This window comes from Microbacterium sp. 05N427 (assembly GCF_056397105.1).
The window spans coordinates 21,684-34,973 of the sequence record NZ_JBFTMT010000016.1; the positions used below are offsets into that span (position 1 = coordinate 21,684).

The following is a 13,290-nucleotide window of genomic DNA, read 5'->3' on the forward strand; positions in this document are numbered from 1 at the left end:
TGAGGAGGACCCGATCGAGCACAGCCTAGGACGAGGGTGTGTGCGCCCGGTGAATGTGACGCCCGCATTACGCTGGAGGACTATGTCCGTGCCCCTTGCCGAAGCCCTTCGCCGCGCCGCGACCACCCTCGGCGAGTCCGGCGTGCCGGATCCTTCCGTCGACGCCGAACTGCTCATCGGGCACGTCCTGGGGCTCGGCCGCGGCGGCGTGCAGGCCGCGACGATCCGCGGAGACGTGCTGACCGACGAGGACCAGACGGCGCTGGCCGGGCTCGTCGCGCGCCGGGCCGCGAGGGAGCCGCTGCAGCATCTCACCGGCACCGCGCCCTTCCGCCACCTCGAGCTGGCCGTGGGCCCCGGCGTGTTCGTGCCGCGGCCCGAGACCGAGATCGTCGCGCAGTTCGCGATCGACGCGCTCCTCGCGGCCGCCTCGCCCTCCCCGGTCGGCGTCGACCTCTGCACCGGGTCAGGGGCGATCGCCCTGGCCCTCGCGACGGAGGTGCCGCACGCGCGGGTGCACGCGGTCGAGCTCTCGCCCGAGGCGCACGCCTGGGCGCTGCGGAACACCGCGGGGCAGGAGAACCTCTCGCTCGTGCTCGGAGACCTCGCTGCTGCGCTGACGGAGCTCGACGGCACGGTGGACGTGGTCATCTCCAATCCGCCGTACGTGCCGGACGACGCCATCCCGCGCGACCCCGAGGTGCGTCTGCACGACCCCGCGCTCGCGCTGTACGGCGGCCCGGACGGCCTCGACGTGGTGCGCGCGATCAGTCATCGGGCGTGGGAGCTGCTGCACCCTGGCGGCACTCTCGTGCTCGAGCATGCGGAGGTGCAGGGCGCGGCGATCCGGGAGCTCCTGGCGCAGGACGGCTGGCACGCCGCCGCCACGCACAGGGACCTCACACACCGGGACCGCGCGACGACCGCTCTCCGCCCGTAGCCGGATCCGCCGCGGCAGGCCGCCGGTCGAGGGTCGACGCCCGAGATTCGGCGCCCCGCTCAGGGCGTACGGTGTTGCGCCCCGTAGACTGGGGCGGTCATGTCCTCAGTCTTCGATAGCCGCGACGCGGATCAGATCCTCACCGGTATGCGCCAGGCCCGTCTGGCCATCGGCCGTGGCGAGCTGGTCGTGCTCCCCACCGACACCGTCTACGGCGTGGGCGCCGACGCCTTCAGCCCCGCCGCGGTGCAGCGCCTGCTCGACGCCAAGGGACGAGGTCGCCAGCAGCCGCCTCCCGTCCTGGTCGGCAGCACTGCCACCCTCGCCGCCCTTGTGGAGACCGTGCCCGAGCCCGTGCAGCGCCTGGTCGACGAGTTCTGGCCGGGCGGCCTCACCATCGTGCTGCCATCGCAGCCCTCGCTGGTCTGGGATCTCGGCGAGACCCACGGCACCGTCGCGGTGCGCATGCCCGATCACCGAGTCGCGCTCGCGCTGCTCGAGGAGACCGGTCCGCTCGCGGTCTCCAGCGCGAACCTCACCGGAGAGCCCGCCGCCGTCGAGCTCGACCAGGCGAAGAGCATGCTCGGCGACAGCATCGAGGTCTACCTCGACGCCGGACCCGCGACCCGCGGTATCGCCTCCACGATCATCGACGCCACCTCGCTCGTGCGCCCCGGGGGCGAGGACGCCAAGGTGCGCGTGCTCCGCGAGGGCGCGATCTCCCGCGACGAGCTCGCCCGCGTGCTCGGGGACCTGCTCGACGAGCAGCCCTGATCCCGGGCGGAGGAGAGCGACGACGTGAAGCAGTACCTGTTCACCGTGATCCTCACGGCAGCCGTGACCCTGGTCTGCTCGTGGGCGGTGTGGCAGCTGAGCCTGCGATTCAAGCTGTACCCCAGCATCCGTGAACGGGACGTGCACACCACACCGACGCCGCGGCTCGGGGGAGTGGCGATGCTGCTCGGCATCTTCGCCGCCTTCGCCGCCAGCGCGGCGAGTCCGTTCTTCCACATCATCTGGGCGCAGCCGCAGACGATGTGGTCGGTGCTCGGGGCGGTCCTGCTCATCGCGATCGTGGGCGTGATCGACGATCTGTGGGATCTGGACTGGATGATCAAGCTCGGCGCGCAGTTCTTGGCGGCCGGCCTGGTCACGATCGTCGGAGGCCTCCAGATCGCCTCGCTCCCGCTTCCCGAACCGGTGATCGCATCCAACGCGCTGAGCATCGTGATCACGATGTTCGCGATCGTGATCGTGATGAACGCGGTGAACTTCATCGACGGACTCGACGGTCTGGTCGCGGGTGTCTGCCTCATCGCGAACGGCGTGTTCTTCGCGTACTCGTACATCATCGCCCGCGACATCGGCCAGTCCAGCTATTTCAGCCTCGCCCCGTTCATCGCCGCGGTGCTGATCGGGGCATGCATCGGCTTCCTGCCGATGAACTGGAGCCCCGCGAAGCTCTTCATGGGCGACTCCGGCGCACTGGTGATCGGTCTGCTCATGGCGACGAGCGCGGTCGCCATCACCGGCCAGCTGAACCCGGCCGAGCTCACGAACGCGCAGATCGGTCGCTCCCAGCTGCTCGGAGCGTTCATCCCGATCCTGCTGCCCGTCGTGGTCGTGCTCCTGCCGCTGCTCGACTTCGGCCTCGCCGTGCTGCGCCGCATGGGCGCGGGCAAGTCGCCGTTCTCGCCTGACCGCAAGCACCTGCACCACCGCATGCTGGACCTCGGGCACCGCGGACGCGACGCGGTCCTCATCTTCTACGCCTGGACCGCGATCATCTCGATCGCCGTGCTGCTGATGTACATCGGCTCCCGAGAGGGCTGGTACGGCGAGTACGCGGCCGGCGTGGTCTTCGGCATCGTCGGGGCCGCGGCGTGCCTCGTCGTCACCCTCATCCCGTCGCGCCCGCGCGCCACCCAGAAGGAATCGAAATGAGCTCCGCGAGCCACCAGCCCTCCTCCGGATCGAATCCCGTCACCAGCACCCCGATCCTGCGCACGGCGCTCATCGCGTCGGGCGCCGCCGCGGTCGTGCTCGCGATCGTCGCGGGGATCATCGGGGGAGTGCTCAAGGGCGCCCCCGGGGTGTGGAGCGGCCTGATCGGTGCGCTCATCGCCGTGCTCTTCGGGGCGATCACCGCCGCCAGCATCCTCATCGCGAACCGGTGGTTCGGTCAGGAGCTGTACGTGCAGCTGTTCTTCGCCATCGTGATGGGTGGCTGGTTCCTCAAGCTCGGGCTGTTCTTCGTCCTCATCCTGGTGCTGCGCGGGCAGCCCTGGCTGGAGCCGATCATCTTCTTCTGGGCGCTGCTCGCGGGGGTGGTCGTCTCGCTCGCGATCGACGCCGTCGTGTTCCTGAAGATGCGCCTCCCCGTCGTGAGCGATGCGTCCCTGCCGACGATCGCCCCCGAGGACGTCGCCCCGGGGGCAGGAAAGGGTTCCCAGCAGGCTCCGGACGCGGATTCAGGCAACTCACGGGTCTGATAGGCTGGAACCCGAGCCCGCTCGTCACGCGAGCGCTGCGCTGTGAAGCACATCGACCGACGCCCCGGTAGCCCCCGGTGCCCCGAAGTTGGAGCCCGCGCTGTTTAATCTTGCTGCGACCATGATCCCTCGACTGGCCGACAACGGCGGGTTCCACGGTCCGTCGATCGACGAGTTCTTCCCCGGCGAACTGTTCAACCTCTTTGGTCTGACCGTACACCGCATCACGCTGGTGCAGGCCATCTCCACGGTCGCGATCGTCTTGTTCCTGGTGCTCGGCACCCGTCGGATGAAGATCGTCCCCGGCCGCTTCCAGAGCGTCGTCGAGATGGGCCTCGACTTCGTCCGCGGCGGCATCGCGCACGACCTGCTCGGCCGCAAGGACGGCGACCGGTTCCTGCCGATCCTCACCACGATCTTCTTCATGACGCTGTTCTTCAACATCACGGGCATCATCCCGTTCCTGAACATCGCCGGATCCAGCGTGGCCGCCGTGCCGCTGACGCTCGCTGTCGTCAGCTACGTGACCTTCATCTACGCCGGTCTCAAGAAGAGCCCGAAGAACTTCTTCAAGAACGCGCTGTTCCCGTCCGGTGTGCCGTGGCCGGTGTACTTCATCGTCACGCCGATCGAGCTCATCTCGACGTTCGTGATCCGCCCGGTCACGCTGATGCTGCGACTCCTGATGAACATGGTCGTCGGGCACATGCTGCTCGTGCTGTGCTTCTCGGCGACCTGGTTCTTCTTCTTCACGGCGGGCGGCGGCTGGGCCGCGCTCGGTATCGGAACCCTCGCCTTCGGCGGTGCCTTCACCGCTCTCGAGATCCTGGTCGCTGTCCTCCAGGCTTACGTCTTCACCGTCCTCACCGCGGTCTACATCCAGCTCGCGGTCGCAGAAGAGCACTGACAACCCCTGCGGGCGGCGAACCTGCCGCCCACAACGAAAGGAAAAACCCGTGGACGCTACTACGGTTCTCGCAGCAGTCAACGGCAACCTCGCGGCAATCGGCTACGGCCTCGCCGCCATCGGCCCGGCCATCGGCGTGGGCATCGTCGTCGGCAAGACGATCGAGGGTGTCGCCCGCCAGCCCGAGCTGGCCGGTCGCCTGCAGGTTCTGATGTGGATCGGCATCGCCTTCACCGAGGCGCTTGCGTTCATCGGCATCGCCGTCGGCTTCATCCCCTTCCCGTAATCCGTACCCGAATCCCGAAGGAGACAGGATGCTGAACGCTCTTGTCACGCACCTCGCGGCCGAGGGTGAAGCGCCGAAGAACCCGATCCTCCCGGAGGTGTATGACCTCGTCTGGTCTGGTTTCTTCTTCCTGGTGATCCTCTTCGTCGTGTGGAAGGTCGCCCTTCCCCGCTTCACGAAGATGCTCGACGAGCGCTCTGCCGCCATCGAGGGCAACATCGCGAAGGCGGACGAGGCTCAGAAGCAGGCCGAGGCCGCGCTGGAGGAGTACACCCGCCAGCTCGCCGAGGCCCGTACCGAGGCCGGCACGATCCGCGAGACCGCCCGTGAGGACGGCAAGAAGATCGTCGCCGAGGCGAAGGAGAACGCTGTGGCCGAGGCCGCACGCGTGACCGCGGCCGCGCACGCGCAGATCGAAGCAGAGCGCCAGACGGCGTTCGTCTCGCTGCGCAACGAGGTCGGCGGCCTCGCTCTCGACCTCGCCGGTGGCGTGGTCGGCGAGACCCTCTCCGACGACGCACGCGCGACGGCCGTCGTGGACCGCTTCCTGGCGGACCTCGAGGCCTCAGAGGCGGCGAAGTAATGGGCAGCGCGACCGCTCAGGCCCTTGAGGCGTCGAGCAGCGCTCTGACCGCCGCGCAGGGGATCACCTTCGACGCCGCCGGAGAGCTGTTCTCCGCCGCGCGCCTGATCGGTGGGTCCTCCGCGCTGGGCGGCGCGCTCGCCGATGCGTCCGTCCCGGCCGAGGCCCGTACGACGCTTGTCGCCCGCGTCTTCGCCGGTGCGTCCGCCCCCGTGCAGGATCTGCTCAAGACGGCCGTCGCTCAGCGCTGGTCCTCCGCCGCCGACCTGGTCGACGGCGTGGAGGAGCTGGCGGTGCGCGCCGCGGCGATCGCCGCACCCGATGCCGATATCGAGGGCGAACTGTTCTCGGTGTCGCGCCTGGTGGCCGACAACTCCGACCTCGAGCTCGCCCTGGGCAGTCGCCTGGGTGGCGGCGAGGGCAAGGCCGCGCTCGTGCAGAAGCTGGTCGGTGCGAGCCTGCACCCGGCCACGTCGCTGATCGTCACCTCACTGGTGCGGCAGCCGCGCGGCCGCCGCGTGCGCCGGCTGCTGAGCAGGGCGATGCGGATCGTGTCCTCGCAGCGCGATCGGATCGTCGCGACCGTGCACACGGCCGCTCCGCTGAACGCGCCCCAGCGCGACCGCCTCCGCGCGGTGCTGACCGGTCGCTACGGCCGCCAGATCGCGCTGAACGAGGTGCTGGACTCCTCCGTCGTCGGAGGCCTGCGCGTGCAGGTCGCAGACGACGTCATCGACGGCAGCATCGCCGCCCGCCTCGCCGATCTCCGGCACAAGCTCGCGGGCTGAAACACGACTTCGCGCGGGAAGCCGCGCACCCATACACAAAGGGAAGACAATGGCAGAACTTTCGATCAGCCCCGACGTCATCCGTGACGCGCTGAAGGACTTCGTCGCCGCGTACGAGCCCACGGGCGGCGTGGCCACCGAGGTCGGCACGGTCATCGACGCAGCGGATGGCATCGCGCACGTCGAGGGCCTGCCCGGCGTCATGGCGAATGAGCTCGTGACCTTCGCCGACGGCACCAAGGGACTCGCGCTGAACCTGGACGAGCACGAGATCGGTGTGGTCGTCCTCGGCGAGTTCTCCGGTGTCGAGGCCGGCCAGGAGGTCACCCGCACCGGCGAGGTGCTCTCCGTCCCGGTCGGCGACGGCTATCTCGGCCGCGTGGTCGACCCGCTCGGCAACCCCATCGACGGTCTCGGTGAGATCGCCGCCGAGGGGATCCGTGCACTCGAGCTGCAGGCGCCCGGCGTCATGCAGCGCAAGAGCGTCCACGAGCCGATGCAGACCGGTATCAAGGCCATCGACGCGATGATCCCGGTCGGCCGCGGCCAGCGCCAGCTGATCATCGGTGACCGCCAGACCGGCAAGACCGCGATCGCGATCGACACGATCATCAACCAGAAGGCCAACTGGGAGTCCGGCGACGTCAACAAGCAGGTCCGCTGCATCTACGTCGCGATCGGCCAGAAGGGCTCGACCATCGCCTCCGTGAAGGGCGCGCTGGAAGAGGCCGGCGCCCTGGAGTACACGACCATCGTCGCGGCTCCCGCGTCCGACCCGGCCGGCTTCAAGTACCTCGCCCCGTACACCGGATCGGCCATCGGTCAGCACTGGATGTACGGCGGCAAGCACGTCCTGATCATCTTCGACGACCTGTCGAAGCAGGCCGAGGCGTACCGCGCCGTGTCGCTGCTGCTGCGCCGCCCGCCGGGCCGCGAGGCCTACCCGGGTGACGTCTTCTACCTGCACTCCCGTCTGCTGGAGCGCTGCGCGAAGCTGTCCGACGAGCTCGGCGCCGGTTCGATGACGGGTCTGCCCATCATCGAGACCAAGGCGAACGACGTCTCGGCGTACATCCCGACCAACGTGATCTCGATCACCGACGGCCAGATCTTCCTGCAGTCCGACCTGTTCAACGCGAACCAGCGTCCGGCTGTCGACGTCGGCATCTCGGTGTCCCGCGTCGGCGGTGACGCCCAGGTCAAGTCGATCAAGAAGGTCTCCGGAACGCTGAAGCTCGAGCTCGCGCAGTACCGCTCGCTCGAGGCCTTCGCGATGTTCGCGTCCGACCTCGACCAGGCCTCGCGCCGTCAGCTGGCTCGCGGTGCGCGTCTGACCGAGCTGCTCAAGCAGCCGCAGTACTCGCCGTACCCCGTCGAGGAGCAGGTCGTCTCGATCTGGGCCGGAACCAAGGGCAAGCTCGACTCGATCGAGGTCGAGGACGTGCTGCGCTTCGAGCGCGAGCTGCTGGATCACCTGCGTCGCAACACCACTGTGCTGGACACGCTCCGCGAGACGAACGTCCTCGATGACGACACGGCCGCGGAGCTGGAGAAGGCCACCGATGCCTTCCTCCTCGAGTTCCAGGGCGGCAAGGGCCACGGCATCAGCGCTCCCGGTCACGAGGAGCACAGCGCCGCGGACGTCGACGACGTGAACCAGGAGAAGATCGTCAAGGGCCGCCGCGCGTAAGCGCGGGGGATTCTCAGAGCTATGGGCGCACAACTCAGGGTCTACAAGCAGAAGATCTCTTCTGCTCAGACGACCAAGAAGATCACGAAGGCGATGGAACTCATCGCGGCTTCGCGCATCCAGAAGGCGATGGCGCGCGTCAACGCGTCCTCGCCCTTCGCGCGGGCCGTGACGAGGGCCGTGTCCGCCGTCGCGACGCACTCCAACGTCGACCACCCGCTCACCCGTGAGCCCGAGACGATCCGCCGCTCCGCGGTCGTGATCTTCTCGAGCGATCGGGGTCTGGCCGGCGCGTTCAACTCGCAGATCCTGCGCGAGGGCATGGAGCTCGCAGAGCTCCTGCGCTCGGAGGGGCGCGAGCCGGTGTTCTACCTCGTCGGCCGCAAGGCCGTCGGCTACTTCCAGTTCCGGCGGCTCGAGGCTGCCGCGGAGTGGACCGGTGACACCGACACGCCGTCCTTCCACACGGCGGAGGCCATCTCCGCCGCGCTGCTGGAGGCGTTCGAGCGCGGTGGCGAGCAGGGCGGCGTCGACGAGATCCACCTCGTTTACAACCGCTTCGTCAGCATGATGACGCAGTCGCCCGAGACAGTGCGCCTGCTTCCGCTGGAGATCGCGGAGGCGGACGAAGCCGACACCTCTGGTGCCGTCTACCCGCTGTACGAGTTCGAGCCGGATGCGGCGACGGTGCTCGACGCGATCCTGCCGGTCTACATCCAGAGCCGCGTCTTCAACGCCCTCCTGCAGTCGTCCGCCGCCAAGCAGGCCGCGACGCAGAAGGCGATGAAGTCGGCCAGCGACAACGCCGACAAGCTCATCACCGACTACACCCGCCTGCGCAACAACGCGCGCCAGGCCGAGATCACGCAGCAGATCGCCGAGATCGTCGGCGGCGCCGACGCGCTGTCGTCGAGCAAGTAAGACCCTCAGGAGAGAGACGAAATATGACTGCCACCGCTACGACGGTCGTCGGCCGCGTTGCTCGCGTCACCGGCCCTGTCGTCGACATCGAGTTCCCGCACGACTCGATCCCCGACATCTACAACGCACTCAAGACGACGATCACCATCGGCGAGGAGTCGACGGAGATCACGCTCGAGGTCGCTCAGCACCTCGGGGACGACCTCGTCCGCGCCATCTCGCTCAAGCCCACCGACGGCATGGTCCGCGGCCAGGAGGTGCGCGACACCGGCGAGGCCATCTCGGTCCCCGTCGGCGACGTCACCAAGGGCAAGGTCTTCAACGTGATCGGCGAGGTGCTCAACCTCGAGCCCGGCGAGACGATCGAGGTCACCGAGCGCTGGCCCATCCACCGGAAGGCGCCGAACTTCGACCAGCTCGAGTCCAAGACTCAGATGTTCGAGACCGGCATCAAGTCGATCGACCTGCTCACGCCTTATGTGCTGGGTGGAAAGATCGGCCTGTTCGGCGGCGCCGGTGTCGGCAAGACCGTCCTCATCCAGGAGATGATCCAGCGCGTCGCGCAGGACCACGGTGGTGTGTCGGTGTTCGCCGGTGTCGGCGAGCGCACCCGTGAGGGCAACGACCTCATTGCCGAGATGGAGGAGGCGGGCGTCTTCGACAAGACCGCCCTCGTCTTCGGCCAGATGGACGAGCCGCCGGGAACGCGTCTGCGCGTCGCCCTGTCTGCCCTGACCATGGCGGAGTACTTCCGCGATGTGCAGAAGCAGGACGTGCTGCTCTTCATCGACAACATCTTCCGCTTCACGCAGGCCGGATCCGAGGTCTCCACGCTGCTCGGCCGCATGCCGTCCGCCGTGGGTTACCAGCCGAACCTCGCCGACGAGATGGGTGTGCTCCAGGAGCGCATCACCTCGACGCGCGGTCACTCGATCACCTCGCTGCAGGCGATCTACGTGCCGGCCGACGACTACACCGACCCGGCCCCGGCCACGACGTTCGCGCACCTCGACGCGACCACCGAGCTCTCGCGTGAGATCGCGTCGAAGGGTCTGTACCCGGCGATCGACCCGCTGACCTCGACCTCGCGGATCATGGACCCCCRCTACCTGGGCGAGGACCACTACCGCGTGGCGACCACGGTCAAGCAGATCCTCCAGAAGAACAAGGAACTGCAGGAGATCATCGCGATCCTCGGTGTCGACGAGCTTTCCGAAGAGGACAAGATCGTCGTCGCCCGTGCCCGTCGCATCCAGCAGTTCCTGTCCCAGAACACCTACATGGCGAAGAAGTTCACCGGTGTCGAGGGCTCCACGGTGCCGCTCAAGGAGACGATCGAGTCGTTCGACGCGATCTGCCGCGGTGACTTCGACCACGTTGCCGAGCAGGCCTTCTTCAACGTCGGCGGGATCTCGGACGTCGAGGAGAACTGGGCTCGCATCCAGAAGGAGAACGCCTGATCATGGCTCTGCACGTCAGCCTCGTCTCCGCCGATGCGGAGGTCTGGACCGGTGAGGCCAGCCTCGTCGTCGCGAAGACCGTCGAGGGCGAGCTGGGCTTCATGGCGGGGCACGAGCCCGTGCTCGCGATCCTCGCCGAGGGGCAGGTCCGCATCACCCAGCTGGACGGCACCAAGGTGCTCGCCAGCGCTCGGGACGGCTTCGTCTCGATGGAGGGCGACACCCTGACGATCGTCGCGGGCAACGCGGCACTCGTCGCCTGATCGAACCACTCACGCAAGCGCCGGATCCCCTCGGGGGTCCGGCGCTTGCGCGTCTGCATCCGTCTGAGGAGTTCCGCGCATGATGATCCTGCTGCCGCCGAGCGAGACCAAGCGTCCCGGCGGGAAGAGCGCACCGGTGGATCCTGCCGGATGGGCGCTGCCGGACCTGGCGCCCGTGCGCGAGCAGGTGATCGACGCGCTCGTGGCGCTGGCCGCCGATGCGGAGGCGACGCGCCGGGTGCTCAAGCTCAGCGACAAGCAGCTCTCCGAGGCCCTGCACGACAACGCCGGGCTGCGCACCGCTGCGGTGATGCCGGCCGTGGACCGGTATACGGGCGTCCTCTATGACGCGCTGGACGCGGCGACGCTCGATGGCTATGCGCGGCGCTGGCTGGGGGCGCACGTGCTGGTGCACAGTGCACCCTACGGGCCGGTTGGCGCCCTGGATCAGATCCCGTCCTACCGGCTCGGCGCCGGCGCGTCGGTGCCGGGGCTGCCGCCGCTGCGGAGGCTGTGGGCCGACGCGGTCTCCACTGCGCTCATGGCCCAAGCGCCCGCCTTCGTGCTCGACCTGCGGTCCGAGGCGTACGCGGATCTGGGTCCTCTCCCGGTGGATCTGACGTCGGCGTACGTGCGGGTCGTGACGGAGCAGGGGAAGGCGTTGAACCACTTCAACAAGCATGCCAAGGGAGAGCTCGTGCGGCGCCTGGCGCAGGACCGCCCGAAGATCGGGTCCCGCCGCACTCTGCTGAACTGGGCGGCTCGCGCGGGCCTCCGGCTGCAGGAGACGACCGATACCGGGATATTGGAGCTGGTCACAGATCAGCCGACGGCCCGCAAATAGTTCGTGAGTGCGACGCTCGGACGCGGTAGGGTGTTTCGCGTCGACGCACTCAGCTTCTTCTCAGCTGATGCATCCTCGATGCGACTGCATCACAAACCGATTCCCCGGAGGGAAACATGGACTCTTACGGAGACAGCACCGCGCTCGCGGCCGCCTATCTGATCGCCGCGTTGACGTGGTTGATCTTCGCCGTCGTCTTCTACGTGCTCGGCTCGCTCTTCCTCATGAAGATCTTCGAGAAGGCGGGCGTCCAGGGCAAGTGGCGGGCGTGGGTGCCTTTCTACAATGTGATGATCTTCCTGAAGCTCGGCGACCTGAGCCCGTGGCTCGCGTTCGGCTTCTTGCTGACGTGGGTGCCGGTTCTCGGCTGGCTCGTGGGCATCGCTATGGCCGTCCTCATGGTCCTCGCCGCCTGGCGAGTGGGGCTCAAGCTGCAGAAGAGCGGCGCCTGGGTTGTGCTGTACATCTTCCTGAGCATCGTGTGGCTCGGCATCAACGCCTTCGACAAGTCGCGCTGGAACCCGAACATCGTCCCCGCCTCGTGGGCGTCGAACGGCTTCCTCGGCGATCGTACGGTGTGGCAGGGCATCCCGGTGCAGACGTCTGCTGCGGCTCCGGGCGCAGGTTACGGCGCCCCGCAGGGCTACCAGCCGCCGGCAGCCCAGGGCTACGCCCCGCCGGCTGCGCCGCAGGCCCCGCAGTTCGGTCAGCCGGGTCAGCCCGGTCAGCCGCAGCAGGGGTTCCAGCCGCCGGCGCCGCAGGCTCCGCAGCCGACGTTCCAGCCGCCGGCCGCTCCGCCCGCCGCCGCTCCGGATGCTCCGGCCGCCCCGCCGGCTGCTACTCCGCCGGCTCCGGTGACCCCGCCGGCTCCGCCCGCGCCCCCGGCCCCGCCGGCTGCCGCGCCGGACGCCGCTCCGGACAACGGCGAGCAGCCCCCGGCCTGACACGACGGTGACGTCCCGGTCCTCGGACCGGGACGTCACTCCGGGAAGCCTCGGTCCTTCGACCGGGGCTTCCTGCATGCCCGGCATCCGCATCCCTGGTCGGCCTGTAGTTTGGAAGTATGAGCGCTGAACGTCGTGTCGGATCGTCCGGGCTCCTGGTCTCCGCCGTGGGACTCGGATGCAACAACTTCGGACGTGCGGGGACGGCGACCGAGACGCTGCAGGGCACTGTTCAGGTCCTGGATGCGGCGATCGACCACGGCGTGACGTTCCTCGACACCGCGGACATGTACGGCAAGGATCCCGGTCTCAGCGAAACCCTGATGGGGGAGGCCCTCGATGGCCGCCGGGACCGTGTGGTGCTGGCGACCAAGTTCGGCCACCCTGCGGGGGACATGGGCTACGACTTCCCGGCCGGGTTCGGCTCGCGCCGCTACATCCGCAAGGCCGTCGAGGAGTCGCTGCGCCGCCTGCGCACCGACTGGATCGATCTCTACCAGCTGCACTGGCCGGATCCGCACACTCCCATCGAGGAGACCCTCGACGCCCTGGACGAGCTCGTCCGCGAGGGCAAGATCCGCTACTTCGGCCACTCGAACTTCACGGGCTGGCAGATCGCCGAGGCGGAGCTGCGCGCCGAGCGCAGCGCGCGCTTCATCTCCTCGCAGAACCAGTACTCGCTGCTGTCCCGTGCGGCGGAGCGCGAGGTGCTCCCGGCCGCGAACCGCTTCGGGCTCGGGTTCTTCCCGTTCTTCCCGCTGCACAACGGCCTGCTCACGGGCAAGTTCACGCGGGACGGCGGGCCGGCGCAGAGTCGGATCATGCGGACCAGGGCCCATCTCTGGAAGGACGCTCCCTGGGATGCGCTGGACGCCTATCGCCGGTTCTGCGACGAGCGCGGCATCAGCATGCTCGAGGCGACGTTCGGCTGGCTGCTCGCGCAGCCCGGCGTGGCCTCCGTGATCGCCGGGGCCACGTCGGCCGAGCAGATCGAGGCGAACGCGCATGCCGGTGCCGCTTGGACGCCGACCGCGCAGGACGTCGCCGCGATCGACGCGCTGTTTCYGCTCCCGGCGGATCCGGCGGTCTGAGGCGCGTGTCGACGCAGGAATCCAATACGATGTGTGAGATTTCAGCGGTCATTCCGATCGCCCGAGGATGGGGAGGACCGC

15 protein-coding genes are annotated in these 13,290 nt (G+C 68.5%); all 15 read left to right on the forward strand.

Going from position 1 to position 13,290, the window contains the following annotated elements; translation table 11 throughout:
- Positions 1 to 82 precede the first annotated feature (82 nt).
- The 15 genes from prmC to AC1DG4_RS15385 all read left to right on the forward strand — a co-directional run bounded on the left by prmC (position 83) and on the right by AC1DG4_RS15385 (position 13,209).
- Positions 83 to 940, forward strand: a complete 858-nt coding sequence (gene prmC, locus AC1DG4_RS15315; RefSeq protein ID WP_477380931.1) for a peptide chain release factor N(5)-glutamine methyltransferase — start codon at positions 83 to 85, stop codon at positions 938 to 940.
- Between the two features lie 99 nt (positions 941 to 1,039).
- Complete coding sequence (locus AC1DG4_RS15320; RefSeq protein WP_477380929.1) at positions 1,040 to 1,714, forward strand: L-threonylcarbamoyladenylate synthase; 675 nt, start codon at positions 1,040 to 1,042, stop codon at positions 1,712 to 1,714.
- Positions 1,715 to 1,738: 24 nt separating this feature from the next.
- Positions 1,739 to 2,884: an MraY family glycosyltransferase gene (locus tag AC1DG4_RS15325; protein ID WP_477380927.1), complete on the forward strand. Its 1,146-nt coding sequence runs from the start codon at positions 1,739 to 1,741 to the stop codon at positions 2,882 to 2,884.
- Positions 2,881 to 3,432: a hypothetical protein gene (locus AC1DG4_RS15330; protein ID WP_477380925.1), complete on the forward strand. Its 552-nt coding sequence runs from the start codon at positions 2,881 to 2,883 to the stop codon at positions 3,430 to 3,432. Before AC1DG4_RS15325 ends, AC1DG4_RS15330 begins: the two co-directional genes overlap by 4 nt.
- A 121-nt stretch (positions 3,433 to 3,553) precedes the next feature.
- A complete protein-coding gene (gene atpB, locus AC1DG4_RS15335) occupies positions 3,554 to 4,339 on the forward strand; it encodes a F0F1 ATP synthase subunit A (RefSeq protein ID WP_477380924.1) in 786 nt (261 codons plus the stop codon).
- Between the two features lie 49 nt (positions 4,340 to 4,388).
- Positions 4,389 to 4,625 carry a F0F1 ATP synthase subunit C gene (gene atpE, locus AC1DG4_RS15340; RefSeq protein ID WP_292716640.1) on the forward strand — a complete coding sequence of 79 codons (237 nt, stop codon included), beginning with the start codon at positions 4,389 to 4,391 and terminating at the stop codon, positions 4,623 to 4,625.
- 28 nt (positions 4,626 to 4,653) lie between these two features.
- Positions 4,654 to 5,208 (forward strand): F0F1 ATP synthase subunit B, encoded by a 555-nt coding sequence (locus AC1DG4_RS15345; RefSeq protein ID WP_477380922.1) that lies wholly within the window; start codon positions 4,654 to 4,656, stop codon positions 5,206 to 5,208.
- Positions 5,208 to 5,996: a F0F1 ATP synthase subunit delta gene (locus AC1DG4_RS15350; protein ID WP_477380920.1), complete on the forward strand. Its 789-nt coding sequence runs from the start codon at positions 5,208 to 5,210 to the stop codon at positions 5,994 to 5,996. The genes AC1DG4_RS15345 and AC1DG4_RS15350 overlap by 1 nt, the downstream gene beginning before the upstream one ends.
- Positions 5,997 to 6,045: 49 nt before the next feature.
- Positions 6,046 to 7,686 (forward strand): F0F1 ATP synthase subunit alpha, encoded by a 1,641-nt coding sequence (gene atpA / locus AC1DG4_RS15355; RefSeq protein ID WP_477380919.1) that lies wholly within the window; start codon positions 6,046 to 6,048, stop codon positions 7,684 to 7,686.
- Positions 7,687 to 7,707: 21 nt separating this feature from the next.
- Positions 7,708 to 8,607 (forward strand): F0F1 ATP synthase subunit gamma, encoded by a 900-nt coding sequence (locus AC1DG4_RS15360; RefSeq protein WP_477380917.1) that lies wholly within the window; start codon positions 7,708 to 7,710, stop codon positions 8,605 to 8,607.
- A gap of 23 nt (positions 8,608 to 8,630) precedes the next feature.
- A complete protein-coding gene (atpD, locus tag AC1DG4_RS15365; protein ID WP_477421324.1) occupies positions 8,631 to 10,067 on the forward strand; it encodes a F0F1 ATP synthase subunit beta in 1,437 nt (478 codons plus the stop codon).
- Between the two features lie 2 nt (positions 10,068 to 10,069).
- Complete coding sequence (locus AC1DG4_RS15370) at positions 10,070 to 10,330, forward strand: F0F1 ATP synthase subunit epsilon (RefSeq protein WP_309357286.1); 261 nt, start codon at positions 10,070 to 10,072, stop codon at positions 10,328 to 10,330.
- A gap of 79 nt (positions 10,331 to 10,409) precedes the next feature.
- Positions 10,410 to 11,174 carry a YaaA family protein gene (locus AC1DG4_RS15375; protein WP_477380913.1) on the forward strand — a complete coding sequence of 255 codons (765 nt, stop codon included), beginning with the start codon at positions 10,410 to 10,412 and terminating at the stop codon, positions 11,172 to 11,174.
- A gap of 116 nt (positions 11,175 to 11,290) precedes the next feature.
- Positions 11,291 to 12,118, forward strand: coding sequence for a large exoprotein (locus AC1DG4_RS15380; RefSeq protein WP_477380911.1), 828 nt, complete (start codon positions 11,291 to 11,293; stop codon positions 12,116 to 12,118).
- A gap of 119 nt (positions 12,119 to 12,237) precedes the next feature.
- The gene (locus AC1DG4_RS15385) at positions 12,238 to 13,209 is read left to right on the forward strand and encodes an aldo/keto reductase (RefSeq protein ID WP_477421325.1); all 972 of its coding nucleotides are present in this window, start codon (positions 12,238 to 12,240) and stop codon (positions 13,207 to 13,209) included.
- Positions 13,210 to 13,290: the final 81 nt, after the last annotated feature.